This is a genomic window from Chitinophaga sp. (genome assembly GCF_017745275.1).
Classification (GTDB): Bacteria; Bacteroidota; Bacteroidia; order Chitinophagales; family Chitinophagaceae; genus Chitinophaga.
In genome coordinates, this window is sequence record NZ_JAGHZS010000010.1 from 321,689 (window position 1) to 347,478 (window position 25,790).

General features: G+C 47.8%; 24 protein-coding genes. 11 read left to right on the forward strand and 13 right to left on the reverse strand.

Annotated features, from left to right (window positions below):
- Positions 1–289: 289 nt before the first annotated feature.
- The 4 genes from J7623_RS27820 (at position 290) to J7623_RS27835 (ending at position 4,404) form a co-directional block, all read left to right on the forward strand.
- Positions 290–1,399 (forward strand): acyltransferase, encoded by a 1,110-nt coding sequence (locus J7623_RS27820; protein ID WP_291927272.1) that lies wholly within the window; start codon positions 290–292, stop codon positions 1,397–1,399.
- 57 nt (positions 1,400–1,456) lie between these two features.
- Entirely contained in the window at positions 1,457–1,834 is a 378-nt protein-coding gene (locus J7623_RS27825) for a DoxX family membrane protein (protein ID WP_291927274.1), read from the forward strand.
- A 261-nt stretch (positions 1,835–2,095) separates the two neighbouring features.
- Positions 2,096–3,463, forward strand: a complete 1,368-nt coding sequence (locus tag J7623_RS27830) for a glycoside hydrolase family 27 protein (protein WP_291927277.1) — start codon at positions 2,096–2,098, stop codon at positions 3,461–3,463.
- Positions 3,464–3,627: 164 nt separating this feature from the next.
- On the forward strand, positions 3,628–4,404 hold the full coding sequence (locus J7623_RS27835) for a DJ-1/PfpI family protein (RefSeq protein WP_291927278.1): 777 nt from the start codon (positions 3,628–3,630) through the stop codon (positions 4,402–4,404).
- Between the two features lie 10 nt (positions 4,405–4,414).
- On the opposite strand, the gene J7623_RS27840 is transcribed toward J7623_RS27835, so the two are convergent.
- Positions 4,415–5,380 carry a metallophosphoesterase gene (locus J7623_RS27840; protein ID WP_291927281.1) on the reverse strand — a complete coding sequence of 322 codons (966 nt, stop codon included), beginning with the start codon at positions 5,378–5,380 and terminating at the stop codon, positions 4,415–4,417.
- Between the two features lie 106 nt (positions 5,381–5,486).
- On the opposite strand from J7623_RS27840, the gene J7623_RS27845 reads away from it, so the two are divergent.
- Positions 5,487–6,179: a DUF2461 domain-containing protein gene (locus tag J7623_RS27845; protein ID WP_291927283.1), complete on the forward strand. Its 693-nt coding sequence runs from the start codon at positions 5,487–5,489 to the stop codon at positions 6,177–6,179.
- A gap of 109 nt (positions 6,180–6,288) precedes the next feature.
- Here the strand turns inward: J7623_RS27845 and J7623_RS27850 are convergent, their stop codons facing one another.
- The 5 genes from J7623_RS27850 to J7623_RS27870 all read right to left on the reverse strand — a co-directional run bounded on the left by J7623_RS27850 (position 6,289) and on the right by J7623_RS27870 (position 9,470).
- Positions 6,289–6,810, reverse strand: a complete 522-nt coding sequence (locus J7623_RS27850; RefSeq protein WP_291927286.1) for an SRPBCC family protein — start codon at positions 6,808–6,810, stop codon at positions 6,289–6,291.
- Between the two features lie 11 nt (positions 6,811–6,821).
- Positions 6,822–7,274, reverse strand: a complete 453-nt coding sequence (locus J7623_RS27855; protein ID WP_291927289.1) for an SRPBCC family protein — start codon at positions 7,272–7,274, stop codon at positions 6,822–6,824.
- Positions 7,275–7,305: 31 nt separating this feature from the next.
- Complete coding sequence (locus J7623_RS27860) at positions 7,306–7,620, reverse strand: metalloregulator ArsR/SmtB family transcription factor (RefSeq protein ID WP_291927291.1); 315 nt, start codon at positions 7,618–7,620, stop codon at positions 7,306–7,308.
- A gap of 122 nt (positions 7,621–7,742) precedes the next feature.
- Positions 7,743–8,987, reverse strand: a complete 1,245-nt coding sequence (locus J7623_RS27865; protein WP_291927293.1) for a DUF6596 domain-containing protein — start codon at positions 8,985–8,987, stop codon at positions 7,743–7,745.
- 141 nt (positions 8,988–9,128) lie between these two features.
- Complete coding sequence (locus J7623_RS27870; protein ID WP_291927296.1) at positions 9,129–9,470, reverse strand: YciI family protein; 342 nt, start codon at positions 9,468–9,470, stop codon at positions 9,129–9,131.
- 416 nt (positions 9,471–9,886) lie between these two features.
- On the opposite strand from J7623_RS27870, the gene J7623_RS27875 reads away from it, so the two are divergent.
- Positions 9,887–10,294 carry a DoxX family protein gene (locus J7623_RS27875; RefSeq protein ID WP_291927298.1) on the forward strand — a complete coding sequence of 136 codons (408 nt, stop codon included), beginning with the start codon at positions 9,887–9,889 and terminating at the stop codon, positions 10,292–10,294.
- Between the two features lie 9 nt (positions 10,295–10,303).
- Here the strand turns inward: J7623_RS27875 and J7623_RS27880 are convergent, their stop codons facing one another.
- The gene (locus tag J7623_RS27880; RefSeq protein WP_291927300.1) at positions 10,304–10,690 is read right to left on the reverse strand and encodes a VOC family protein; all 387 of its coding nucleotides are present in this window, start codon (positions 10,688–10,690) and stop codon (positions 10,304–10,306) included.
- A 395-nt stretch (positions 10,691–11,085) separates the two neighbouring features.
- Here J7623_RS27880 and J7623_RS27885 point away from each other — a divergent pair, with 395 nt between their 5' ends.
- Together J7623_RS27885 and J7623_RS27890 are read left to right on the forward strand one after the other, a co-directional pair.
- Positions 11,086–11,754 carry a hypothetical protein gene (locus J7623_RS27885; protein ID WP_291927302.1) on the forward strand — a complete coding sequence of 223 codons (669 nt, stop codon included), beginning with the start codon at positions 11,086–11,088 and terminating at the stop codon, positions 11,752–11,754.
- A 77-nt stretch (positions 11,755–11,831) separates the two neighbouring features.
- Positions 11,832–13,289: an aminoacyl-histidine dipeptidase gene (locus J7623_RS27890; RefSeq protein ID WP_291927304.1), complete on the forward strand. Its 1,458-nt coding sequence runs from the start codon at positions 11,832–11,834 to the stop codon at positions 13,287–13,289.
- A 144-nt stretch (positions 13,290–13,433) separates the two neighbouring features.
- Here the strand turns inward: J7623_RS27890 and J7623_RS27895 are convergent, their stop codons facing one another.
- The gene (locus tag J7623_RS27895) at positions 13,434–14,330 is read right to left on the reverse strand and encodes an NmrA family NAD(P)-binding protein (protein ID WP_291927306.1); all 897 of its coding nucleotides are present in this window, start codon (positions 14,328–14,330) and stop codon (positions 13,434–13,436) included.
- A gap of 82 nt (positions 14,331–14,412) precedes the next feature.
- On the opposite strand from J7623_RS27895, the gene J7623_RS27900 reads away from it, so the two are divergent.
- A complete protein-coding gene (locus tag J7623_RS27900) occupies positions 14,413–14,817 on the forward strand; it encodes a helix-turn-helix domain-containing protein (protein ID WP_291927309.1) in 405 nt (134 codons plus the stop codon).
- Positions 14,818–14,979: 162 nt separating this feature from the next.
- Here the strand turns inward: J7623_RS27900 and J7623_RS27905 are convergent, their stop codons facing one another.
- Positions 14,980–17,409, reverse strand: a complete 2,430-nt coding sequence (locus J7623_RS27905) for an outer membrane beta-barrel family protein (protein WP_366839942.1) — start codon at positions 17,407–17,409, stop codon at positions 14,980–14,982.
- A 177-nt stretch (positions 17,410–17,586) separates the two neighbouring features.
- Between J7623_RS27905 and J7623_RS27910 the strand changes: the two genes are divergently transcribed.
- Together J7623_RS27910 and J7623_RS27915 are read left to right on the forward strand one after the other, a co-directional pair.
- Positions 17,587–18,291 carry a phosphodiester glycosidase family protein gene (locus J7623_RS27910; RefSeq protein WP_291927311.1) on the forward strand — a complete coding sequence of 235 codons (705 nt, stop codon included), beginning with the start codon at positions 17,587–17,589 and terminating at the stop codon, positions 18,289–18,291.
- A 123-nt stretch (positions 18,292–18,414) separates the two neighbouring features.
- A complete protein-coding gene (locus tag J7623_RS27915) occupies positions 18,415–18,942 on the forward strand; it encodes an ester cyclase (RefSeq protein WP_291927314.1) in 528 nt (175 codons plus the stop codon).
- A gap of 45 nt (positions 18,943–18,987) precedes the next feature.
- Here the strand turns inward: J7623_RS27915 and J7623_RS27920 are convergent, their stop codons facing one another.
- Genes J7623_RS27920 through J7623_RS27935 form a run of 4 tightly spaced genes read right to left on the reverse strand, consistent with a single transcriptional unit; the run spans position 18,988 to position 25,732 of the window.
- Positions 18,988–20,448 carry a tryptophan 7-halogenase gene (locus J7623_RS27920; protein WP_291927317.1) on the reverse strand — a complete coding sequence of 487 codons (1,461 nt, stop codon included), beginning with the start codon at positions 20,446–20,448 and terminating at the stop codon, positions 18,988–18,990.
- A gap of 16 nt (positions 20,449–20,464) precedes the next feature.
- Positions 20,465–21,850 carry a radical SAM protein gene (locus J7623_RS27925; RefSeq protein ID WP_291927320.1) on the reverse strand — a complete coding sequence of 462 codons (1,386 nt, stop codon included), beginning with the start codon at positions 21,848–21,850 and terminating at the stop codon, positions 20,465–20,467.
- 2 nt (positions 21,851–21,852) lie between these two features.
- Positions 21,853–24,210 (reverse strand): hypothetical protein, encoded by a 2,358-nt coding sequence (locus J7623_RS27930; protein WP_291927323.1) that lies wholly within the window; start codon positions 24,208–24,210, stop codon positions 21,853–21,855.
- A 22-nt stretch (positions 24,211–24,232) separates the two neighbouring features.
- Positions 24,233–25,732 carry a ferritin-like protein gene (locus tag J7623_RS27935; RefSeq protein ID WP_291927326.1) on the reverse strand — a complete coding sequence of 500 codons (1,500 nt, stop codon included), beginning with the start codon at positions 25,730–25,732 and terminating at the stop codon, positions 24,233–24,235.
- Positions 25,733–25,790 lie beyond the last annotated feature (58 nt).

The window sequence follows — 25,790 nt, forward strand, 5'->3', positions numbered from 1 at the left end:
GGGGGGCTGCATTTTAGTTCCACGTTATTTTTAATTTTCCATGTTATGACGCTAGCGCCGTAATGGCCGGGTCCATAAAATTTCCTGCACACAGGGTCGTGCAGAAGACATTTTTAAAATGTAGGAGACCAGTACGCCACGGCGTACTGGTCTCTTTGTTGTAATGCCCACCACCAGGCAAATGGCGGCCAAAATAACATAAGCATTTGAGCAAATCATCCTATTTATATTAACGGGTTGTTGCTATATTGTTGAACTAAAGGAATATTATCAACCAATTCTGACTGTCATGTATCAACAAACGATTGCCCTGCCCGGATCGAAGCAGCATTTTGAAGTATTGGATGGCCTGAGAGGTATCGCCGCTATTACTATCCTGGTATTTCACTTTATGGAAATGATTTATGCAGATTATGCTATTAACCCGTTGGGACATGGTTTCCTGGCAGTCGACTTTTTCTACTGCCTGTCCGGCTTTGTGATCGGGTATGCGTATGATGACAGGATTGGCCAGATTGGCCTGGTTGCTTTCCTCAGGAACCGGTTAATCCGTTTGCATCCATTGGTGCTGATGGGGAGTGTATTGGGGCTGGTAGGATATGTATGTAATCCATTTGTTAATGGCTGGACACTGGCAGGAGGGGCGAAGGTCATCACCGCCTTCATCAGTTCTATTTTCCTGGTTCCGTACCCGGTTTTACCTCACCGGGCGGGGGCATTGTTTCCTTTCAATTCTCCTGCATGGTCGTTGCTGATGGAGTATCTCGCCAATATCGTTTATGCGTTGCTGTTATTTAGAATGAAACGGTTGTGGCTGGTGCCGGTGGCTGTTGCAGCCGCGGTTTGGTTGTGTGTGGTAGGTCATCAGCAGGGATGGTTGATTGGTGGTTGGGACGCGCCTACCTGGGTAGATGGCGTTGCGCGTATCAGTTATTCTTTTCTCGCGGGGCTGTTGGTGTTCCGGTTTGGTTTGAGGATTAAAAACCGGTTGAATTTTGCCTGGCTGGGACTGTTACTGCTGGGTGCTTTCTTTTTCCCGCATATCAAACAGGACGGGCTCACAGAGGCGGCCATTGTATTGTTTTACTTCCCGCTGTTACTGGCTGTAGGTGCGGGTGCCAGCGTTTCCGGCTGGATGAAACAGTTGTGTGTTTTTATTGGGCGCCTGAGTTACCCGCTGTATATGACGCATATTTTTGTGGTGTGGAATTTCGGTGATTACTACGCTAAATACAAACCGTCCGGATTACGTTTATACGTGGTAGTGAGTGTGCTGATTGTAGCGTTGCTGGTGTTGGCCTATTTGGTGATGCGCTTTTATGATGAACCTGTAAGGCGATTCCTCATTAAAAAATGGCTGGTGAAGAAGCCGGTAAAAAAAGAGGTGCCGGTAGCTTAGGTGTGCATTTATTGAATCGACAAAATAAAATGTATTTTTGCGATAAATTTTATCACTATGAAAAACAAGATTCTATTTGTCGTGTGCCTCCTTTTTGGTTTGATGTTTATCAATGCAGGGCTCAACAAATTCTTTAACTACATGCCAGTGCCGAAAGACATGCCTGAAAACTTACTGAAAGTGATGGGCGCTTTTATGACCATTGGCTGGCTTATGCCTTTGGTAGGCGTGGCTGAGGTGATAGGAGGCTTACTGTTTATTTTCCCGAAAACCAGGGCGCTGGGCGCGCTGGTGATCTTACCAGTGATGGTGGGCGTGCTGCTGACCAACATATTACAGGCCCCTTCCGGTTTACCGATTGCAGGGATTTTATTCCTCGTTAATATCTGGGTGATCATTGAGAACCGCCAGAAGTACTTACCAATGGTAAGTTAAGTTGACAATAGAATAGCCATGTAAAAGCAGATGTCTCCCGGCATCTGCTTTTATTTTTTTGGAAGATGAATAACATTTGCTAACCGGTGATAATAATTGTCAATTTGACGATTAATAAAAAAGATGTAGTTTTAGAGCAGAAAGTATCCTATTTAAAATAGGGAACGGGCGGTAATAATTCCAGGTTGTGAAATACATGAATCACTATGCCGGTATCATGTGCCGTTGTTTCCCGTCAGCCACCATATGAAGCATATAAAAATGAGCGTAACAAGATATTTGCTGGTAGCCGGCTTCCTCCTGATAACGGCGCACCTGCAGGCACAAACGACAGCAAAATTTCACAGCTGGGCCGCCACACCTCCTATGGGCTGGAACAGTTGGGATTGTTTCGGGCCTACAGTAACAGAAGCAGAAGTAAAAGCCAATGCCGACTACATGGCGCGGTACCTCAAACCTTATGGCTGGAATTACATAGTAGTCGACATCCGCTGGTATGTGGGCAACGACAAAGCCCACGGCTATAATGAAACCAACCCGGACTATGTGCTCGACGAATACGGACGTTTCTTACCGGCAACCAATCGTTTCCCATCTGCCGAAGGCGGCAAAGGATTTAAACCACTGGCCGACTACCTGCATGGCAAAGGGCTGAAGTTCGGTATTCATATCATGCGGGGGATCCCGGTGCAGGCGGTAAAACGTAACCTGCCGGTGAAAGGCACATCGGTAACAGCCCGGGATATTTACTCGGAGAAGGATCAATGCCGCTGGCTGCACGACATGTATACCGTTGTGCCGGAGAAGCCGGGTGCACAGGAGTATTATAATTCTCTCTTTGAGCTGTACGCCAGCTGGGGACTGGATTTTGTAAAGGTAGATGACCTGTCGTCCCCCATATACTTTGAAAAAGAAATTGAGATGATCCGGAAGGCCATCGATCGTACCGGGCGTAAAATTGTATTAAGTACTTCCCCGGGAGAAACACCTATTGCACATGCGGAGCATGTACAACAACACGCCAATATGTGGCGCACCGTAGGTGATTTCTGGGATAGATGGGCACAATTGAAAGAACATTTTGCCGTGTTTGAACGCTGGAATAAATGGCGCGCCTATGGCGCCTATCCTGACGGCGACATGCTTCCACTGGGACGTATCGGTATCCGTGCGGAGGTAGGCAATCCACGTGCGAGTGGCTTCACCCGCGACGAGCAATATACGCTGATGACGCTGTGGAGCATTTTTAAATCGCCCCTGATGTTTGGCGGCAACCTTCCGGACAATGATGCCTTTACCCTTTCGCTGCTCACCAACCGGCGCGTGCTGAAAGTACTCAATGAAAGTACCCACAATCAGCCACTGTTTACAGAAGCCGAAAAAGTTGCCTGGATGGCCGAAGAACCTGGCACCGGCGCAAAGTACCTCGCTGTTTTTAATACCGGCGACACGGGGAAAAAAAGTATTGCGGTGCAATTATCGGCGCTTGGATTAAACGGGAACTGCCAGGTAACAGATCTTTGGTCCGGGAAAGTATCAGAAAATGTTAGTGGAGAGTTTGCGCCGGAAATTAATCAGCATGGAGCAGGGTTGTATAAGATAGCACCGCTTTCAGCCGGACGAAAATAAAATTGTATCTATCAACAGGAGGCTCCCCGGTATGCGAAAGTATACCGGGGTTTCTTTTTGGGGTATTGTTAATAGTGCTTCCGCCGGTCTTGTCCCGTTTAGTAATACACTTGTCCCGATTAATATGCGTGCTACCCGTTAGCTTTGCGCTATAAATTGCACTTATGAAACCATTCTTTTTATTCCTGTTATTATTGCCTTGTATTGCCTTTGCACAAAAACCTTCCTTGTTATATGTTTGTCCGCCATGCGGCCGCTGTGATACGCTGTTGTTTCATCAGCCGGGCAAGTGTCCGCATTGCGGCATGGAGCTGATTACCAAAGACACGGCCAGCAATAAAAAGATCACGATTTGCTTTTATCTCTATGAGGGAGTAGAGGTGCTGGATTTTGCAGGTCCGATGGAAGTATTTTCCTATGCCGGATTCAAAGTATTTACAGTAGCTAAAACCCGTGCACCGCTGGTATCTCAGGGCATACTGAAAATAATGCCGGACTACAGCATCCAGGATGCGCCGGCAGCCGACATCTTCGCTGTTTTTGGTGGCGAAGCCCAGGTGGCGGCAGATGACCCTGAAGTGATCAACTGGATTAAATCGCGGGATGCATCCGTTTCCCACTATTTTTCTGTTTGTACCGGCGCCTTTGTACTGGGTAAGGCAGGGCTGCTGGATGGGTTGACGGTTACTACTTTTCACAGCGCTATTCCCGGTCTGCAGCGGACAGTGCCTGCAGCAAAAGTATTGCAGCAGGTGCGGTATGTAGATAATGGACGGGTGATCACTACGGCAGGTATTTCCGCCGGCATTGACGGGGCGCTGCATTTGGTGGCCAAATTACGAGGCGGGGAGGAAGCGTTGCGTATTGCGCAACTCATGGAGTATGATAAGTATGTGCCGGAGCAGGGCCTGATGGTAGCCCATCCCGGCACCAGTAAATAATTTTTGCAGGCTATAACCGGATGTTGTGGCTGCTGATACTGGTTGGGAACCGGGCTTTGACCTTGTCAGGAACCGCGTCCCGGTAGGAGGTACGACGTCCGCTGATATGTAGCCAGCCCGAAGGATCCAGGGTGATGAATGCAAACAGCGCTTCCTTGTAGTAGTGCGCGCCGGATTGCGTGTATACGTAGGAAGCGCTGTTCAACAGAAAATAATGTACGCCATTTCTTTCTCCGTAGCGGTCGTCGTGATCATGTCCCATAAATACAGCTGACACACGGGCACGGCTACCCGCATTTTGGGCGGCAAGGTTGGCTTCATCAAAGATCGCAAGGATCTCATCGGCATTCCCCAGCTCCTGGAAAAAATCGCTCAGGAAAACGGGTTGATGCATAAATACAATGACCGGGTATTGGGCGTTGGCCAGGTCTTGCTTGAGCCAGTCGAGCTGCGGTTGATCGGTAAAACTCCGCATAGGCGCGGGCAATGGGCCCCAATTGCTGGTATTATAGTCTTCCAGTGTTTTATCTTCTCTCCGTAAAAAATTTCTATCCATTATCACAAAATGATACCCGCCCTGGTCGAAGGAATAGTATGGTTTTTCCATGCCCCATAGTTGCATGATAGTGGCTTTGTCGCAAACATCCATATCGTGGTTGCCAAGTACGTGATATTTGGGACCGGCAAACCGGTTCCATTGCAACATGATTTCTTCGGATTGTTTAGGGCGACAAAAATCACCGCATTGAATAATGAAATCCGGTTGCTCTTTCATCACCGCATCCATAAAAGTGGTGAGGCGGGCTACTTCAGGTTTGCCGAATTGCAGGTGATGCAGGTCGGAGATAACACCTATGCGTAATTTTTTACCTGTTGCGGAAGGCTGGCTGATAGGAACAGACCAAACATTAGAAGCCATTAAAAAGCCGGTGCCTGACAAGCCCAGTTGCTTCAGGAAATTTCTGCGTTTCACCATTCACTGTGATTTATAGTGCAGGAAAATACACGGATTATTTCATATTTCACTAATTATCGGGTGAGTGGTCAATAGGTTATATTTGCGGTGTCTTTAAAAATTATCCATGGCTAAAAAAATAGCACCGGCACAGATACCCGCTTCCAGCTTTGATTTTCTGAATCAGCTGAAGCAGCACAACAACAGGGAATGGTTTAATGAACATAAAGCCCGTTTCCAGGAGGAGCAACAGCAGGTAGAGATTTTTGCAGAAGGACTACTGGAACAGTTGTCTGCCCACGATCTGATAGAAACGCCTTCCGGCAAAAAGAGTTTATACCGTATTTACCGCGACATCCGTTTTTCGAATGATAAAACGCCTTATAAAACCCATTGGAGCGGTAGTTTCAAACGGGCAACCAAAAGCCGCAGGGGAGGTTATTATTTTCATATAGAACCGGGCAACAGCTTTATTGGCGGTGGCTTCTGGGGACCGTCACCGGCTGATCTGAAACTGATCCGCGATGATATTGCTTTTGATGCAGCACCACTGCGGAAAATAATTAACAGTAAAACCTTCATCAATACATTTGAGTCCCTGAAAGGAGAGCAACTGAAAAGTGCGCCTAAAGGCTTTGAGGCAGATCATGAGGCCATTGATCTGTTGCGCTACAAACAGTTTTTGCTCATCCGGCCTTTTTCAGATAAAGCAGTGTTGAGTGAAACATTTTTAAAAGAAGCCAGCGATACATTCCGGCATATGCGGCCCCTTTTCGATTACATGAGTGAGGTGTTGTCATCAAATCCGAACGGGGAGTAGAGAGGCGCCCAAAAACAGTTTTTCACGCAAAGGCGCAAAGCAGGTGAACAGCAAATATCATTTTACTTTGCTACTTACCTGCTTTGCGCCTTTGCGTGAAAAATTCGATCTATATGATGTCCTTGTAAGCCGCTTCCAGTTGCTCATGTGTTTTCCAGAAAGGTTGTGGTGTGGTACCTTCCAGGTTGGCAATAAGGATGCCTACATGGTTGTGCCATCCGCTGGCAACACTCAGCAGCTGGGATTTCTTATCGCCCAGTTTGCGGTGCGTGATGATCATATGTACCCGGTCGCCCTGTTCTGCTAATTCGAAAGTTACCTCCGAACCGCCTCCCCAGGTGAATGATAATAAATTAGGGGCGGAGATCTGTAAAACGGTGCCTGTGAATTCATGTCCTTCTTCCATATCTTTATATTTCTCCGGGATCGTGTCTGGCAGCGGACTTAACTCTTTATGCAGGAAAGACAAGTGTACTTTTCCTCCTTCAAAAAGTTCCATTTCTCCTTTTGCCAGCCACTTACCACGCTTTTCTGATTCCGTGAGATAAGCCCATACTCTCTGGATGGGACCGGGCAAGGAACGTTCTAGCCGGAGGGTGCCCGGCGACGTAATGCGACCAAATTGTTCCATAAAAAATTGATTTATCGTTTTGGAAATTTATCTGCGACGAGGCCCAGATTTATATTGTGTTCGAGATAAGCCTTCAGTCCATCTACCACGGTGGTAAAGCCGCCAGTGGAGTCGTTGATTTTACGTATCAGGTCATCGCCCTTTTCCGTAAATCCGTAATTAGAAATAGAAACGTAGGTGGTTCCATCTCCCAGATCTTCAAATTCAAAATCTACTGCGGTAGCGGGTTCGCCCCAGTCGACCGCAATTTTTTTATTGGGTATAATTTCTTTTACCACTGCCGGGGTACTTACCTGGTACATTTCCCATTCCCAGGTCACCGTTTTTCCTGCGGCCAGTTTATCGCTGCCTTTGGTAAACCAGAAGTGTTTCGTTTTTTCCGGATCAATGAAAGCATCAAATACAATGCTTACTGGCTTCCTGATGCGCATTTGCGCTGTTACTTCGGGTGTTTGCTTTGCCATGTTGCATAGTTTATGGTGGAGTAAGAAATAGTTAGTCTTCTTCGTTCAATAAATTTTCGAGTGTATCCAGTCGCGCGTTCCAGAATGAACGGTATTGCTCTGCCCAGCGCGCTACTTCTTCCAATGCCTGGAAATTGGCGCTGCAATGCCTTTCCCTGCCTTGTTTAACGATCACCACCAAACCGCATTCCGTGAGGATACGCATATGTTTGGAAACCGCCGGCTGACTCATATTAAAGTTCTCCGCCACTGTGTTCAACGTTTGGGTTTGTTTTGCTAACAGCCCTATGATAGCCCGTCGGGTTGGGTCTGCAATCGCCTGGAACACGTCTCTTCTAGCTTTCATTCCTTGTTGTTTAAAAATACATAACCATTTGGTTTAGTAAAATTATATATAACCATTTGGTTTAGCAAATTTATTTTTTCATTCCGGTCGTTCCGGGGGAAAACAACTTTGAACAAAAAAAGTTACGGCTGGGCGGGAGGTGTAAGGGCTTGTATTTTTTGTTCGATGATTTTTTTATCAGCAGGAGAGTGGGCGAGGTGGAGGGCGGTTTTCAGGGATGCGAGCGCCTGTGCATCGTCGGAGCCGGTGTATAATTCGCTTAACAGTACGTGGTAGAGATGATGGGTACCGAGGTTTAATTTCAATGCCTCTTCCAGCGCCACCTGTTTTCCTTTGACTTTGGATAAAGCATAGGTTCTGTTGAGTGCTGCCATAGGAGAGTATTCCAGGGCCAGCAGGTGGTTGTACAACTGCAGGATGTTATTCCATTTTTCCGGGGTATCCGCTTTGTTCGTATGTCCGTAAGCGATACATGCTTCGAGGTGGAAGCGGGAAATTTTAGGTCCGCTGGCAGACCGGGCAAGGAAGTCTTTGCCTTGCTGAATAAGGGCCTGGTCCCAGCGACTGGCATCCTGGTCGTTATAAAGAATCATTTCACCAGCATCATCCATCCTGGCATCAAACCGGGAGGCCTGAAAGCTCATCAACGCCAGTAAGGCATGTACCACAGGCTGATTGGTATTTTCATTTTCTGTGAGCAGAAACGTCAGGCGCATGGCCTCCAGGCAGAGATCTTTCCTCAGCGTGGTGTTGTGGTTACTGGAATAATAGCCTTCATTAAAAAGCAGGTAAAGCGTAGTAAGTACATTATCCAGCCGGTTGCTGATTTCCGGTTTGCCGGGAAATTCGATTTTTATTTGTTCGGACCTTAGCTTGTCTTTTGCCCGTTGTAATCTTTTGGCAATGGTTTCCTTGTTGGATAAAAAAGCGGTAGCTATTTCTTCGATACCAAATCCGCAGAGTATGCGCAGGGCCAGCCCGATCTGCGCTTCCGCTACAATTGCCGGATGACAAACTGCAAACATCATCTGCAATTGGCTGTCGTGGATATTTTGCGCGGAGAGATCAATTTCCGGTATATCCGTTTCCGTAGTGCCGCGTTTTAATTCGCCGGCAACTTTCTGCCGGAACACCGCTTCATGCCGCAGGTAGTTTTTGGCTTTATTTTTTGCAACAGTATATAACCACGCGGTGGGATTCTCCGGTAATCCTTTTAATCCCCATGTTTCATGAGCGGCTAAAAAGGTGTCGCTGGCAATATCCTCGGCCACACCGATATGTTCAAAGCCAAACAACTTACACAACACGGCTGTGATTTTCGTGTATTCGGTTCTGAACAGGTGTGGTATCAATTGATTTTTCTCCATAAAATAAAAGCCTTTGTAATGAGCGGAAAGCTAAAAGCAGAAAGCAAAAAGCTATTTTCGCGAATGATCAAAGCATATTAATATCCGCAATGATCATTCGCGAAAATAGCTTTTTGCTTTCTGCTTTTAGCTTTCTGCTCATTACATGGCGTGGATTTCCCTGATCTCTACGCTGCCACCCGCTTCATAAATGGGACAACCTTGAGATAATGCAACTGCTTCATCCAGGGAATCGGCCTTAATCAATGAATATCCTCCCAGCGTTTCTTTCAGCTCTGTGAACGGACCATCAGTCACTACCTGGTTACCTCTTGATACTTTGCCGGTAGGGTACAGGCGGTTACCCGCATCCACTAATTTGTTCTGTGCAGCAATGCTGCCAATCCAATCCATCCATTTTTGGGTGTTGATCTGTACTTCTTCAGGAGAACGTTGAGCAATTACACTACGGTCAGCTCTGTACACAAACAGGAAATCTTTCATGGTTTTAAGTTTTAATTGTTGTAAAACAGTATAACACGCCAACATTGCGGGGATGGACACATTTGATATATTTTTTTATAGTTATACTGTAAGGTTAATGTAAATTAACGATTTATGCCGATTATTTCGCACTTGCCGCCACTCCATAAAAACCATTTTTTGATGGATCAGTAGTACTACTGAATTATAAAGCTACGTTGTCTTACTAAGCGCTGATGCCGTTACCCTCCTTACTTTTGCCATGTTGCCGTCAATAGGGTGTTGCGGTAACAGAAGCATAGGGTGATAAAGATCAGGCAGCCTTCAGATCAACAGATCCGGAGGTTGTTTGTTTTAGGCGGTACTGAAAAATACCCGTTTCAGGGTATGGTTTCCACGGAGGACCTCCTTATATTTACTACTAAACCCTCACCTGTATGAAACAGTATCCTTTTCTGTCGTTAAAGCAAACGTTGCTGCTACTTCGTATAGCCATCGCCATTATATTCCTGGCCCATGCGCTGGTAAGAATCGGCTATGGTACCATTCCCCGCTTTGCGGAGTTCCTGACCGGTAAAGGTCTGCCTTTTGCAACGGCCCTGGTATGGGGCATTACCGTGTATGAAATAGGAGGGAGTATCTTGTTAACGCTGGGGTATTACACGCGTTGGGTAACAGCAGGCTTTATAGGGCTGTTACTGATCGGGATTGGATTAATACATGCGGAGCGGGGTTGGTTTGTAGGGGAGCACGGCACCGGTGGTTGCGAGTACAGCTTCCTGCTGATAGTAGCACTGCTTGTAGTGGCGGCAGACAAGCGCGCCAATACCTCGCCTGCCGGATGAAAGGAGGCACTACATCTGAAATACATTAAACTTGTGCCCGTCAGGATCTGCAAATACAAAACCATAGTAGCCTTCTCCAAAAGCTTCGGGCCTTGAAACAAGGGTGCCTCCGGCCGCTTCCACAGCCTTCTCCCACTCATCTACTTCTTCCCGCGTATCTGCAGAAAGCGTGAAGATAATTTCATTCCCCGCACTGGCATCACTGAGAGGCCCTTTCATGGCAGGCTCCAGCACTTCTTTCAAAAAGAAGTGGATGATAAATTCCTTGTCGCCAAAGAAGAAGCTGGTTAGTTGAGCTGATGAACCGTTGGATTTAAATCCGAGCTGTTGATAGAATCGGGTAGTACGCGCTAAATCGCTGACGCCGAAATTGGCCCATATTCTTTTGGGTTTCATATGGAGATGTTTTTATGGTTAAACATTTTTTGATCGTCGCTGCTGAAATCCTGCCGGCGTAATGCCTGTGCTCTTTTCGAAGAAGCAGGAGGAAAATTCATGACCGTATAAAGTTAAACAAAAACAATTGTTGAAAAAACAGCCGGGTGTTTTCAACAGATACATATAAAAAAGTCATCGAAAAAACGGCAGTAGCATTGTATTTCATGAGGATAGTATGCGAACTTATCTCTCGAAAAATATTATTAACATGAATAAATATTTGCATCGAAATACGAACGAACTTTGAATCACAATTCACTTTAATGCTACGCCCTAACCGTTGGTATGCCTATACCTTCACGTCCCTTTGCGCTATTTTTTTTGCTGCCTGTAAACAAAAACCGCAGCACGTTATGATAAAAATTTTAAAGACACCTGGCTATGGTGCGGTGTTTAAAGGAGATTCCGGGGTGATCATTAAAAAGCCTGCGTGGCCTTATCTCATAGCAGCAAAGTTGATTGATACCACACTGACCACAGACTGGAGTTATATAAATGATACCGACACCATTGGTAAATATTACAGGTTGAACGATGAAGTTACTTATCTCGCCTGCATATTGCACTACACGGGCGATGGAAGAGAAAATTTACTACTGTTTGAAACCAATTCCCGGGGAGCCGTCACGAAATCCTTTCACTATTATTATGGCGTTGCACATTGCTGCTGGATGCATGCATTTGATGGCTTCGGGCGCATGGGTAATTATTTTTTTGTGAGAACCTGCGGTACCGGTACCTCCATGTGTACCAGTGAGCTGTATTTGTTTAAAACTGCGTTGGCACAGGAAGCGCAGCAACCTGTTTCAGAGTGGTACTGGATGGGCAGCAACGCCGCTGATCCGGCTATTCATGGTGTGTCTTCAGTGGTGAATGTGCAGGGCGACAGTGTACAAGTACATTATACCGTAGTAGCCGGTGTAGCACCGATGCGAACGGATAGCTTTGATATCACTTACCATCTGCTGCGAGGTAAATGGGTGGCAAGCGACAGCACCGCATTCAAAAACGGCCGATACTGAATCCTGCTGACATCCCACCTTTTTTGACCGTTTGAAATGATTTGTATACTTTGCCATCTCTAATAAACACGTTACAGATGGAATTAAAGGATTTATCTCCACAACCATTATGGCAGCATTTTGCCGCATTAAATGCGGTACCCCGCGCTTCCAAAAAAGAAGCGGCTGTTATTGACTTCATGCTGCACTTCGGTAAAAGCCTGGGGTTGGAAACCAGCCGGGATGCTGTTGGCAATGTGGTGATTAAGAAGCCCGCTACACCAGGAATGGAACATCGAAAAACAGTGATACTGCAATCACACCTCGATATGGTGCATCAGAAAAACAGCGATGTAAATTTTGATTTCGCCACACAGGGGATTGATATGTATGTAGACGGCGATTGGGTAAAAGCCCGTGGTACCACGCTGGGTGCGGATAACGGCATCGGGGTAGCAGCTATCATGTCAGTGTTGTCAGCTACCAACCTGGCACATCCTGCTATTGAAGCCATGTTCACCATTGATGAAGAAACCGGTATGACCGGCGCCAAAGAACTGGATCCATCGCTCTTTACTGGTACCATTCTCCTGAACCTGGATACAGAAGAAGAAGATGAACTGACCATTGGCTGCGCTGGTGGTCTTGATACTAATACCAAAGCCACTTATAGCGAAGTGCCAGCTCCTGCCGGCAGTATCGCTTACAGCATCCGTATCAAAGGCTTGCTGGGCGGACACTCCGGCATGGATATTCATAAAGGCCGCGGCAACGCCAATAAGCTGATGAACCGCCTGCTGTATAAGGCCACTCAATCCGTAAATCTGCAACTGGTGAGCATAGATGGTGGTAGCCTGCGCAATGCTATTCCGCGTGAATCGGTAGCTGTTGTAACATTGCCGGCCGCAGATAACGCAACATTCACCGCTTTCCTGCAGGACTTCCGCGAAGTGCTGAAAGCGGAGTATCAGTCTGTCGAAAAAGATTTGCAGATAGTGGCCGACGAAGTACCTGTTCCCGCTAAAGTGATGGACCCGGCTTATTTCACGCAGTTACTGCGTGCCATCTACGCCCTGCCTAACGGTGTGTTCCGCATGAGTCCCGATATCCCCGGCCTGGTGGAAGCCTCTTCCAACCTGGCGCGGGTGATTGTGAAAGACGGTGAGTTCATTACGCAATCGCTGCAGCGCAGTAGCGTGGAAAGCACCAAAGAAGATGTGGCTGCTGCGGTAGGTGCAGCCCTGGCCAATATCGGTTGTGAAGTGACACAAGGTGGCGCGTACCCTGGCTGGAAAGCAAATCCTGATTCTGAAATTCTCCGTTTAGTACTTTCCTTATACAAAAATCATTTCACGCATGAACCTAAAGTAGGTGCCTGTCATGCAGGTTTGGAATGCGGTATCCTGAATGGCCACTTCGGTGGTAAGCTGGATATGATTTCGTTCGGGCCTGTTATTCACGGGGCGCATTCGCCCGATGAAACCGTGCAGATTAGTTCTGTTGGCAGGTTCTATGGTTATCTGCTGGAGATACTGAAAGAGATACCAGTAAAATAGCAGAAAGCTGAAAGCAGAAAGCAAAAAGCAAAAAGCTATTGTAGCGATTGATTAACGCGGATCAGTAAATTTAAATACTCGCGCTGATCATTCGCTACAATAGCTTTTTGCTTTCTGCTTTCAGCTTTCTGCTTTCTGCTCTACTTAGTTGTGACCATTATAGGCGAATGCAAATTCTTTTGCAAAGTCATGGAAGCTTCTTTCTCCAAAAGTTTGTTGCTGATGTTGACGATAGTCGTTGAACAGGGTGCCTTCTCTTAAAGCCACGCCTATTTCAATGATGTATACTTTCGCCATTTGTTCACTCATGCCACTTTGTAGCATGCCATGCAGGAGGTCATCGTCGGAGAAACCTATCCATGCCAGGTTAGGTTGGCCGATGGCGTTGCCAAGAATAGCTGCAATTTCACCACCGGTTTTTTCATCGCTGGCTACATAGCGAACCGTTTTGCCGTTAAAATCAAGACGATCCAGTGCTGTAGCAATGGCAGTGGCAATGTCTTCGGGATGCGACATCACGATAGTGGTAGCGGCATCGAAGTTATTGCCAATGATGTGCTGGTGACGGATCATCTCTATGGCGCCATAGAAGTTGGAGTAGAACATCCCCGGGCGTACATGCAGTACGTTGGTATTTTCCAGGGTATTTAAGAGCTGCTCTATATAGTAGTTGGCGCTGTTAGGACCCGGGCCGTCCGCTTTATGGGCGCCGATAGCGCTGAGGTTCACTACATATTTTACACCGCTTTGTTTAATGGCGTTGGCATAACGTTCACCTGTTGCTTTCATATATCCGCGGATATCGCTGGCCTGGTAATCAGGCGGGATCATGATATATACGGCGTCTGCGTTGGCGAAGGCCTGCAGTAAAAAGTCTGTGTCGTCTATGGAGCCGATAGCAGGGATGGCGCCGAGTGCTTTTATAGCGGCAGCCTTCTCTGGTTGACGGCTTATAATAGTGACCTGGTGGCCTTTTGCGATGAGTTGTTGTGCCAGTGGTTTGCTGATGTTTCCTAAAGAACCTGTAATAGTGATGTTCATAAAATGATGTTTTAAAATTTTCTTTGACAAAAGTAAATCAGTACTTACTTTTGTACAAGTACTTACCCTAAAGTATGTATCTATGACAAAAACAAAAGAGAACTCTACGATCCAGGAAAATAAGAAGAACGCCTTCCAGGAATGCCCGGTAACATATGTAATGGAAAAGATTGGCGGCTATTGGAAACCGATCATCCTGTTCCAGTTGTTATCTGGTAATAAGCGCTACAGCGATCTGAGAAAAGCTATTCCCACTATTACAGAGAAAGTATTGATCCAGCATTTAAAACAACTGGAAGCTGACGACTTGATATTGCGGAAAGCTTTGCCGGTGGTACCGCCGCATGTAACCTATAGTTTAACGAAAGCCGGGGAAGCATTGAAACCCGTATTATTTGCCATGGCGGTATGGGCAGTAGGAGACAGTAAAGAGAATGGGGCCACGTATAAAAGGAACCTGCAGAGTTTTCCGGGATTTACAGGATAGGAATTACGAATTACGAATTACGAATTACGGATCTGTGCGGAGACAATAGCGAATGTTATCATTCGCGTTTACCATCTCCCCACAAATCCGTAATCCGTAATTCGTAATTCGTAATTCGTAATTCGTAATTCGTAATTCGTAATTCGTAATTCGTAATTCACACTAGTGAATCCTGCCTCTTTCCTCTTCATTGCCGGTATCCTTGTTCACCTCCTTATGTTCGCTGCTGCCAAAGCGATAAGTCAGCCCCAGCAACAAGAACCTGTTTAACTGGAAGTTGCTAAACTTTTGCGGTACGCCATTAATAGTAGAGGTTACCGTGTTGGCACTGGTCAGGAAAATATCATTCAGCGTTAACGCAATGTCCATCTTCTTTTTCATCACAGATGCTTTCAGCCCCATATCTACTTTGTAATAGGCATCCGCTTTACCGATATGATCTACTTCAGGGAACTGGTACCACGCGTTTACCGCTGCTGCAAAGGTTTTGCTTTTGTTGAGCCAGATATTATTGTTGGTAGCCAGGTACAGTCCAAAGCCATTTATATCCTTAATAAACGGAAGGGTCGATTGCGCCTGTGTATAGTAAAAAGTAGCCTGGTTGTTGTTATCCAGCCAGGAGAACAACTGCAGGGCAATATTTTCTGAAATACCATAACGGTAGGTTCTCAGGAAATTTAACGGCTTCGTATATACGAGATTGGTGTCTACGCTGGCAATGATCAGGTTGTTGAATCCATTGTTGGTTACATTGAAAAACAGCGCCGACGTCAGCATATTCTTATATGTATGTGATACCTCGAAGTTGGTGCTATATTCCGGGTTCAGGTATGGATTGCCCTCTCCATAGCTATACGCCGTATACAACGATTTAAACGGATTCAGGTTCCAGAAGGAAGGCCGGTTCACGCGCTTTCCGATAGTCAGCGCCAGGCTGTTATCAGTATTGGCCTGGTAAGATACCGACAGGGAAGGGAACAACCGGAAATATCTATTCACCGTGGTTTGATCAAGTGTATGGGAGTAGCCTTTGGTTTGGGTTAATTCCCCTCTCAGGCCCGCTTCATACTTCCATTTGCCCGCTTCTTTATTCAGGCTAAGGTACAGGGCCTGTGTATTTTCTTTGTAATCAAATTCATTGCTCAGGTCAGTATCGTAGGTCAGTTCTCCCTGCGGACCCTTTTTATAGTAGAAAGCGTTACTGTAGTTATCAATGAAACTCAGTTTGGTGCCGAACATGATTTTGGCGAAAGATGTTGGTATCTCTGCATCCGCTTTGAACGTATAGATGTTGAAGTTTTGTTTGTTGTTATCGTAATAGCGGGTGGTGCGGAATGGATGTTGTAAATCGCTGCCAGGATAGTTATGACTTTCAAAATCAGATTTATCAGTGCGGTAGTAGTTGATATAATCGGCGTTGAGTAATAGCTTGCTGCCACTGCTATCCAGTTTAATCAGGGAATGCAGGTTAATAGAATTACTGCTGGCCTCCGGGTAGTAGGTAGCATACGTTCTCAGTACGGAGTCCAGGTTCCCGTTTTTATTATTGTAGATGGGATTGTGGACATGATCTGATCCGTCGTATACATTTTTAGCGCCCTGGTAATTGATACCGATGGCCAGGTTTTTATTGACCTGGTAATCTACGCCTGCCACCACGTTAATATTGCGATATTTATAATCGCCGGTGTCGCCCTGCATCCAGGTTTGACGGGGATAGCTAAGCGTGGTTTCAAAACCTTCCAGGTGATGATCCTGGTCCAGGTTCACACTGCCATAGGCCGACCAGCGGGTAGTGTTGTACTGCAGGTTGGCGCTCAGGTTGGCTGCTTCGTAGTTACGGGTGCCAAAGGCTTCTGCAGGACTGTACAGCATATACTTGCCATTGGCTTGTATGTTGCCGGAGTAGCCCTGTTTTTTACTTTGTTTGGTGGTAATGTTAATCAGCCCTGCATTGCCTTCTGCATCGTAGCGGGCGCCAGGATTTTTGAGCACTTCAATTTTCGATACCTGGTTGGCAGACATCGATTTCAGGTAACGAATCAATTCCAGCCCGGATAGTTGTACCAACCGGTCGTTGATCATCACCTTCAGTGCGCCCTTGCCGGCAATGCTGATTTCATTGTCGTTCACTTTCACGCCGGGTACTTTAGCGAGCGTTGTCAACACATCGGCACCGGTGGCGGTAACGCTGGAAGATACGTTGTACACCAACTTATCAGGACTGTCGTTGATAGCTGGTTTGGCAGCGGATACCACTACTTCATTCAAATCCTGCTCAGTGGCATGTGAGCGTAAAGAGATAGTGATGGCCGTGTCTTTCGTCAACGTGAGTGGAAAGGTGACTCGGTCAAATCCTATCAATTCAGCTTTTACTTCATAAAGTCCGGCCTTCAGATGGCGGAACTGGAAATGCCCGGCACTGTCGGTTTGCACCCTTAGTGGCGAGGAACTGTGTTCACGTTGAATACTGATAATGGCTCCCGGGAACTTTGGTTCATTGTTACTGTTCACTGTTCCTGAAAGGGTTGACTGGGCATAAACATGGCTACATGTAAGGCTGCATAGGAGCAGCGGGAAAAACAATTTCAACTATCATGGAATTTATATCAAAAATTGAGTATCGATCCAAAGTAATAAATCTCACAGGTAGCGTGGTAAAAAAGAGGATAAGCGGTAGTGCATGATCAGATGTTTATCTGGTTAGTCTAAAAATTTTATTGCGGAGTCCGGAATAAATAGTACGTTAGATGAGCAAAACAGGTTATCATGAAAGTTGTTCTACTGGCGCTGCTTTCTCTTGTGAGCCTCTCCTCATTGGCCCAGGACAAGATTATTTCCTACCGTGTAACCAATCAGCAATCTATTCACTTTTACTGGAAGTTGTCACCAACGCAGCCATTCAGCACTATTGAGCAATTAAAGGCACATGTGGCAGCAAAAAAAGATACCCTGGTTTTTGCCATGAATGGAGGCATGTTTAAGCCGGATTATTCGCCGGTAGGATTGTATATCAGGCGGCAACAGGTGATCACGCCATTAAATACTACTTCTGAAACCGGCAACTTCGGCATGCAACCCAATGGTGTGTTTTATCTTACTACAGAAAATGTGGGCGTTGTATGTATCACTGCCGCTTTTCATAACGATGGTCATATCCGTTATGCCACACAGTCGGGGCCTATGCTGGTGATCGACGGCGCTATTCATCCTGCTTTTAAAGCAGGTTCCACCAACCTGAACATCAGGAACGGGGTAGGGATTTTACCGGATGGCAGTGTATTGTTTGCTATCTCCAGGGATCCCATTAACTTCTATGATTTTGCCCTGTTTTTTAAAGAACAGGGTTGTAAGAATGCCTTATACCTGGATGGTGCTATTTCGCAGATGTATTACCCTGCGAAAGATATGTTACAGGCAGATGGCAAATTTGGTGTTATTATCGGCGTAATTAATCCTGGTGCTGGATTGTAGCATTACTTCCTCCTGCCGTCCACATCTTAACACGCTTCCTGCTCATTTGAATTCAACCTAAATCAATGATTTTTTACAATTCCTGGTCGGAATGCCGGGCTACTTTTGTGTAAAATAAAAACGATGAAAACAAGCACCATAAAGGTATCCCTGCTATTAGCCGGTATGATGATACCACAAATAGCAGCAGCACAGCAAACCAACAAATTTCTTCCCACTACTAAAACAACGACCATGGAAAACAATAAAGCGATCGTAAAAAAATTATATGAAACAGTCCTGAACAACCAACAATTTGAATTATTACTGGACTTCGTGGCTGATACGTTTGAAGGACCGGGAGGAACAGGTGTGGAGGGCTTCAGGAACCCGTTCCGGTCCCTGTACAATGGCTTCCCCGACCTTCAATGGACATTAGTCACCCTGGTAAGCGAGGGCGATAAAGTAGTAGTCCGTTGGAAATGGACGGGTACGCACAAGGGTGTTTTCCGTAATGTACCGGCCACCGGCAAAGTGATTACGGGTAATGGCGTATCGATCTACGAATTAAAAAATGGGAAAATAGTTACGGTAGATGCGCACGTAGATCGTTTCGGGATTTTACAATCGCTGGGTGCTTTGCCCGCGGATATTGCACCTGTAAAGCCATAACAGGTAAATAAAAGGAAACGTGCGTAGTGTAGCCTGCGCATGTTTTTATTGTGGCAGAAGTACCTTTTTATCCCATAGGTAGATGGCCATTTTGGCGGCCTTCTGAAATGGCATCAACTGGCTCCAGGCGGTTACCAGGCTCCCGAAAGTAGGGGTGTGTGCCGCCATTTTCAACAGTGGATATATTTCCACTGTTTCGAGGAAGGCCATGGTGCCCGGCAAATTAGGATGTTTAATCGCCGTTTTTATTTCCAGGCAATCATTCACCACACAGGAAGAGGGGACATAGCTGATCGCCGGAGATACCATTGGTTTTCCGTTCCAGAGTTGCTGCAATACATAATTGATGTCGATAGCTTTTTCAGCAGGTGGTGGTGTTACCGGTTTTTCTTCCTGCAGTGCGCTGCTTAGTTTTTCCGTGAAGGAGTTGGATATATGTTTTTCCGGGAGATAACTACCGCCGTGTTCCTGCCAGAAGCAGTGGGCAGTTCCCGGCCATGCCTGTGCATAGTATTGCCGTGTCCAGTGTGTGTGACTCACCACCGATTTGATGATCCGATCCTCATAAAATTCCTGAGCCAGTTGTATATCTCCGCCTTTCAAAATGGTATTTACGGCAATCACGGCCTGTAAGGCACAGCGCATGGCTTTTTCAACGCCGGTAGAAGAAAGCGGATCAATGGCAAATGCGGCTTCGCCCAGTTGCAACCGGTAATCCTGCCAGGGTTGTGTATGTGCATACATTGTTACCGCGCAGGATTGTAAAGGATGTAACTCTTTATTTTGCCGGAACAAAACAGACTGTTGTAACAGCCCGTTGTAAATATCGTGTAGGTGTTTCCGTTTGATGGTGTTGGCCGCCGCAAAAGTAATGATCCGGTATCTCCCGTCATAGAGCGGGGCGCCCCATATCCAGCCATCGGGTATAGCTTCTACGCAGGTATGGGCCGGCATCCGCGAGGCGGGTACATAGGCCCAGATAGCTGCCATAGATGGTGCGGTGAGCAGGCGTTGTTGCTGCCGTATAGCTTTTCTGCCCCGTGCATCCAATATAAACCGGGCTCGCAGGGACAGGGCGTCTTTGCCATATGGCTGGATGTTTACTTCCCAGTGTGCGCCATTATGCCGGCTGCTTTCGTACCTGGCTGGCTGAAATAGTTGCAACCCGCGGGAAGTGGCCAGTTGCAGTAAATCTTTATCGAGCAGGCCCCGGTCTGCCATCACGCCGTGGCCGCGTGTTTGCGGTGTTAGTAAAAGCGGTTGCTGTGATTCCCAGATGATTTCCGCCGGCAACTGATGCTGACAATGAGGCGCTGACAGCAGGTTGCTGGCCCCGAGGTAGTCGAAAATTCCGTGAATGCCGGGCGACAACGACTCACCAATTTGTGGCCGCGGAAATACGCTGCTTTCCACCAGCGCTACGCGGTAGCCCAGTGATAACAGTCGCAATGCAGCACAGTTGCCGGCAGCTCCGGCCCCGATGATCAGGATGTCATATACTTCCATGTAAGTGATAATGTAGCTATTTGTACCAGTCAGGCGCCAGCCGGCTTAACCGTTCGTGGGCCTGCATGGTGTAATGTAACCAGCCACGGATGTAATCACAGGCGTGGCGGCCTTTTTCCAGTACTTCATGATGGCATCCACCTCCGCACAAATATTTGGCCCAGCAGCTATTGCAGGGCTGTTGCTGGTGTACATGCCGGGAGGCCAGCCAGTTGTTTTGCAGCGTGGCATCTACACCATCGCGGATATTACCCATGCTGCCGGCGGTTTCGTTCACAAAACGGTGACAGGCAAACAGGTCTCCATCGGCGGAAACGCCCATGTACCCGGCTCCTGCGCCGCATGGGTAAGGGCGGTGTGTGCCTTTGGCGATTTCTTTTAATGCATTGATCATGTTCAAGAATGGAAAGCGCTTACCCTGCATCACATGTTGTTCAAACAGTAGCCCGCAGGCAATCATGCCTTCCAGCATTATTTCCAGGTCCTGCTTTGTCATTTCATCGCGGCCGTTGGCAGCGCGAAGTAACGGTGAAAAGCCAACGCTGTGAAAGCCCATTTGAACAAACTCCAGCAACGTATTACCCAGATCTTTTTGGGTAGGCGTTACCGTGACCCTGGCGGATACCTGCATCCGTTGCTGTAACGCCAGCAGCGGTTGTATTTTTTCGATGATGCGCTGGTACGATCCGGCGCCGTTTTTCATGGGGCGTTGCTGATCGTGTTGTGCGCCGATACCATCCAGGCTGATGGTGACGGCAAAGCCATGTTCTTCAAAAAAAGCGGCATCTTCTTCCCGGAGCAGGGTACCGTTGGTGGTCAGCGAAAAATTGACCTGCACATTTTTTTTCGCGCCGGCGTTGGCGGCGTATAAGGTGGCGGCCCGCAGGGAAGCACGGTTCATTAATGGCTCTCCGCCGAGGAAGGTGAGTTGTACCTTGCCTCCGGGCACGGCATCTTTCAGCAGCAAGTCGATGGATTGCAGCGCGGTATCCAGTTGCATATTTTTCGCGGGTCCGCCAAAGTCGCCCTGGTCGGCGTAGCAATAGGTACAGCCCATGTTGCATTTCTGTGCAATGGCAAGGGAAAGTGCGTATACCGGCGGACTACTCAGCGGGGTATCATCAATCAGTGCGGGTTGCCGGAAGCCGAAATGCGTTAATGCTGTCTCAATCCCGTGTTCATCCTGTTCTGCGATGAGTTGCTGAAAATATTGGGCTGTTTCCGGGGAGATGATGTGCAGGCGGCTGCCATTGCTTACCAGTAACTGCGTACGGCCGGTAGATGGTACGATGTGTATCTGGGAAGAGCCCGGCAAAGATTGCCGGGCTATCTGCAATGCCAGTTCCCTGGCAATCATGTTAAGTGGATGTTTGGTCGTATTTGAGGGAGAAGGAGCAGACATGATTATTGTTTTTTTCGTTTATCCGTGGTAACCTCCTGTTGTTGTTCTTTCTTCTTCCAGGGGAAGGTATCTGCTCCGCCGCCGGCAATGTGATGGCCATCAGTGGGCATGTGCGGGGTAATGCCACTACTGAGGGCATCGCGACCATTGATGATAAAATTGAGTTCACCTTCCCAGTTCTGGAATAAGTCGTTGTAGGAAAACAGTCGGCTGTCTACCCGGTTATCCGGTATATATTCGCCGGTGCGTCTTTTCGCCAGCCACATATCTCCTTTGCTGAGTCCATTTTCGCCGGGAGTAATGTTTACGTAGTCCGGCCGGGTGGCGGCCCAGTAGTAACAGGCGCATTCGCGGTAGTCGTTTTGCCACGGTGCGCACAACCCTTGTGTGAGCTCTCCGGGACGAAGCATATCCGGTGAAATGGCAGCCGTATTGTGGGTGAAAATCTCCCTGACCACAAAGGGGAAGGTGGGGAAGTTAGTGGTATTCTCCAGTTGTTTTGCGGTCACCAGCACCGGGAGATTGGCTTCGCCGGGAGTGAAGTGCAGGGTAACCGTATCACCGGCTTTCAGACCCAGGGAAGCAATGAAGTTCGACCACTCCATGAACGCAGCACCATTGGGGTTGTCGGTGGTAGTAAGCGCCACGTTATCGCCGCCGGGGAATACAGGTCCTTCTCCCTTTACCATGGTAGGCCTGCCATTGATGCCAACGATACGGCGACCCGCCAATCCTTTCAGGGCCGGTGTTTCTTCCAGCACATAGTTATCATTTTCGCTGATGGTTAGCCCTTCAAAAATATAGCGCCAGAGGTTTCTGAAATCAGATTCCAGTCCGGGGAAGCAGTTGGAGATAGCCGCCCTGGAAAGTACGCTGTATGGGTTGCCTTCGCCGCGGTAATGTATTTGAGAGGAGAAGTCATTGATCGGGATGCCGGTGCTATAGGATGTTGTTAGCGTATGTCCGTTCACGTTATTGTCTTCAAACATGGCATTAGCGGCTGCTTTTATCACCGTATTGATCATGCGCCAGGTGAGTGTTAAACCACGGCCATCGGCGCCCCGCATCAGGCCCGGCATTTTACGCCGTTCTTTGTCGGACAGGTCGCCGATTTTGTCGGGGCGGCGCAATGCATCTGCAAACCAGGCGGCCATGCCGGTACTGAGTCCGTTGAATACGCGTTCATGCAGGGCTTGCAATGCCAGGTTGTCTACAATAGAACCTGCCATGATAGGCTCGTATAAGCGGCCAAAGTCGTTGGTGTCCTGCCGTACCATGGTGCTGGCCACATTCCATCTGCCGTTAATCGGGTTGCCGTTCATCACGGCGGTATTCATGAGGGAAATGGATTCAAAGGCGCGACGTACGATTTCTTCTGCTTCCTCAATAGACACTTCACCGTCCCTGTCTGTGCCCAGCAGGATTAGTTCCAGTTCATCGGAGATGGCGCGGATAGGGAGTATATCCGGCGCAAAGGCTGGCGGCCCGGCACATACGTGTGCACTGGCTACCAGGCCAGGGCCTACGGTAACGCTAACCGTACCGTCACATTCATCATCGATATAACCCCAGCTATGCTGATTACCGGCGCTGTCGGAGTAGCCGGCAAAGATCTGCGCCGGCATGGTATACTTCGGGTTGAAGTTGGGAGACTCGCTATAATGGGCCCAGGGTTTATCGGGGTTATATATCACATACGCCGAGTTTTTGATATTGGGATCAGGGGTAGGGTCCTGTCCTTCTGCTTTGATGCTATATTGGGAGGCACCGTATACTTTACCGCCACCGGGAGTATAACGGAAACGGATACCCGGAAATTGGGAGGAAGGCTTTATGAACTGTAAGGTTCCCAGTGGTAGCCGCGCCCCTTCGATGAAATTCTTACACCGCCCATATATTTTTTGTGGTGCAAAATCATTTTGAATCACCGCGCTGGCGGTGATGTTATCATCCGGGTCACCGGTCCTGCGCATGATCTTGGAGTTGTGCAGGTGTACTTCCCATTTCAGGTCTTCGAGGCTAAGTCCTGCCTGTTGCAGCAGGGCAGGGGTGAGTGGTATCAGCACACCCGGTTGGGTATCGGTAACGGCAAACACTTCCAGGAAAGGCGCTACCGGGCGGATCGTACCGCTGGTATCTGTGGTGCTGAGGGCATCTTTAAAAATAATCTCATTAGGAGTATCCACACTTAACTCATGTGTAGTGGGATCTATGGTAAAAGTAGGTTGAGGTACAATTTTGCGGAAGCCCAAAGGTTTGTGTGCAGGTACTTCCAGGTCGTATGCCGCTACGGGAGTGGGAGATGAACCCAGCCGGGCAATGGCAAATGGGGGCAGTATGCGAACTTCAGTGATTTTCATAACAGTAATTTTAGCGTGAATATCAGGCGTTAACGGCCAGCATGTCTTTGATGATGTGTAACAGCTTATGATCTGCTTCTTTCAACGCATAGAGGTAGCGGTGATTTTGTTCTGGTGTTATCATCAGCAACGTTTGGATGATGGTAGCGGAAGCCTGGAGCAGGTCAGCGTGTGTACGCCAGCGGTTATGTTCTCCGGTGGGCAATGCCAGCGTGTAAGGGGTAAGGAAAGGCGGTCCGGCAGTTTTATTGCTTCCACCGGTGTGCAATGGCATTTGTACCATAGCGGTAGCGATGCTCCGGAGGTTATACATTTCTCCAAAAGTAGAATTAATGATGAGCCCTCTCGGTGTCATGTCACCGGCGGTGTTTAATCCATCTTCCAGTACAAAACTGTGTGTGAGGAAATTCAACAGCATCCGGTAACGCAGGTTAAAGAGGTGTCCCCAGTTTTGTGCTTCCGGATTGGTGATTTTATCGCGTTCTTCGTCGGATGTTTGTCCTTCGGAAGGATCGGCGCTTTCGTCGTCTGTATCGGAGGGTATATAAGGATTCACGGCTACGGGCCTGGCCGGGCTCCAGGCGCCGCCGGATTCCTTTATCACCGCGCTCATTTCTTCATACACTTTTTTAAAGCGGATAAAGTGCGAAGGTTCGCCGGATTCCGTCGTATTATCTTCTCCCTGTTCTGCAATGGCATTAAGGGCATCGTATGCATCATCCCTGCTGGCCAGTGGCATTACCAGTACATCCGGTGCGCCGGCAGGATTGCCATGGCGGGTATTGCCTCTTTGCCCGCCTTTATATCCGCGGCCCCATTCATCAAATTTGGCCTGGAAAGGATAGGTGTCGGCCTGGAATACCGCATCACTGATTACTTTAGGGTCCTGTATCAGTTGCAGCAACACATGAAACAGGGCGCCTACCGTATTAGGGTTTGCTACCTCTGCATGTACGCGGTCCCTGATCTCTACGGCCAGCGGATCATTGCTTTCAATGAAGCTGGCGGGTGCTTCGGCATATACGTATTTGGCCAGTGAGTCGAGGGTCAGTGGTTCCAGTTTAAAAGGGAACGGGTAAAATGGCGTATCCCAGGGGTAATCTTGTCTTTCGAAATGCAATGGGGCGCCAATGAGTTTCAATACATTTTGTACAGATACAAAGTGTCCCATTTCTTCTTTCGCAATGCCCAGGATCACTTCCTGCCAGGCGCTCACCTGGTCCCGGTATTTTTCCGGCACCTGTGGGCCACCCAGGCTGTAGGCGGCGTAGAGGTATTGCAGCATCAGCCCATGCTCAATTTCCGCATCTATGTGCAGCAGAAAGGTCACATAATCTTTCCCGTTAAATTCCGGCGGAATGGTAACGGGTTGCTCGTCGGCCAGAATTTCTTCTGTCAGAAAAGTTTGGAATCCTTCCTTTCCTCCGAGGAGTGCGGATTGTCGTTTTATTTCCGCCCGGCGTGCGGCAATTTGCGCTCTTTTGAAAACCGGGCCAAGGAAACGTTGATAGTTACTTTGCATAAGAAGTAGGTAGTTATTGGTTATAATGAGAGCGTAGAAAGCTTTTCAGGTTGCCGGT

Coding starts and splice junctions, on each gene's coding strand:
- J7623_RS27820 (WP_291927272.1), top strand. CDS start 290: ATGTATCAACAAACGATTGCCCTGCCCGGATCGAAGCAGCATTTTGAA.
- J7623_RS27825 (WP_291927274.1), top strand. CDS start 1,457: ATGAAAAACAAGATTCTATTTGTCGTGTGCCTCCTTTTTGGTTTGATG.
- J7623_RS27830 (WP_291927277.1), top strand. CDS start 2,096: ATGAGCGTAACAAGATATTTGCTGGTAGCCGGCTTCCTCCTGATAACG.
- J7623_RS27835 (WP_291927278.1), top strand. CDS start 3,628: ATGAAACCATTCTTTTTATTCCTGTTATTATTGCCTTGTATTGCCTTT.
- J7623_RS27840 (WP_291927281.1), bottom strand. CDS start 5,380: ATGGTGAAACGCAGAAATTTCCTGAAGCAACTGGGCTTGTCAGGCACC.
- J7623_RS27845 (WP_291927283.1), top strand. CDS start 5,487: ATGGCTAAAAAAATAGCACCGGCACAGATACCCGCTTCCAGCTTTGAT.
- J7623_RS27850 (WP_291927286.1), bottom strand. CDS start 6,810: ATGGAACAATTTGGTCGCATTACGTCGCCGGGCACCCTCCGGCTAGAA.
- J7623_RS27855 (WP_291927289.1), bottom strand. CDS start 7,274: ATGGCAAAGCAAACACCCGAAGTAACAGCGCAAATGCGCATCAGGAAG.
- J7623_RS27860 (WP_291927291.1), bottom strand. CDS start 7,620: ATGAAAGCTAGAAGAGACGTGTTCCAGGCGATTGCAGACCCAACCCGA.
- J7623_RS27865 (WP_291927293.1), bottom strand. CDS start 8,987: ATGGAGAAAAATCAATTGATACCACACCTGTTCAGAACCGAATACACG.
- J7623_RS27870 (WP_291927296.1), bottom strand. CDS start 9,470: ATGAAAGATTTCCTGTTTGTGTACAGAGCTGACCGTAGTGTAATTGCT.
- J7623_RS27875 (WP_291927298.1), top strand. CDS start 9,887: ATGAAACAGTATCCTTTTCTGTCGTTAAAGCAAACGTTGCTGCTACTT.
- J7623_RS27880 (WP_291927300.1), bottom strand. CDS start 10,690: ATGAAACCCAAAAGAATATGGGCCAATTTCGGCGTCAGCGATTTAGCG.
- J7623_RS27885 (WP_291927302.1), top strand. CDS start 11,086: ATGATAAAAATTTTAAAGACACCTGGCTATGGTGCGGTGTTTAAAGGA.
- J7623_RS27890 (WP_291927304.1), top strand. CDS start 11,832: ATGGAATTAAAGGATTTATCTCCACAACCATTATGGCAGCATTTTGCC.
- J7623_RS27895 (WP_291927306.1), bottom strand. CDS start 14,330: ATGAACATCACTATTACAGGTTCTTTAGGAAACATCAGCAAACCACTG.
- J7623_RS27900 (WP_291927309.1), top strand. CDS start 14,413: ATGACAAAAACAAAAGAGAACTCTACGATCCAGGAAAATAAGAAGAAC.
- J7623_RS27910 (WP_291927311.1), top strand. CDS start 17,587: ATGAAAGTTGTTCTACTGGCGCTGCTTTCTCTTGTGAGCCTCTCCTCA.
- J7623_RS27915 (WP_291927314.1), top strand. CDS start 18,415: ATGAAAACAAGCACCATAAAGGTATCCCTGCTATTAGCCGGTATGATG.
- J7623_RS27920 (WP_291927317.1), bottom strand. CDS start 20,448: ATGGAAGTATATGACATCCTGATCATCGGGGCCGGAGCTGCCGGCAAC.
- J7623_RS27925 (WP_291927320.1), bottom strand. CDS start 21,850: ATGTCTGCTCCTTCTCCCTCAAATACGACCAAACATCCACTTAACATG.
- J7623_RS27930 (WP_291927323.1), bottom strand. CDS start 24,210: ATGAAAATCACTGAAGTTCGCATACTGCCCCCATTTGCCATTGCCCGG.
- J7623_RS27935 (WP_291927326.1), bottom strand. CDS start 25,732: ATGCAAAGTAACTATCAACGTTTCCTTGGCCCGGTTTTCAAAAGAGCG.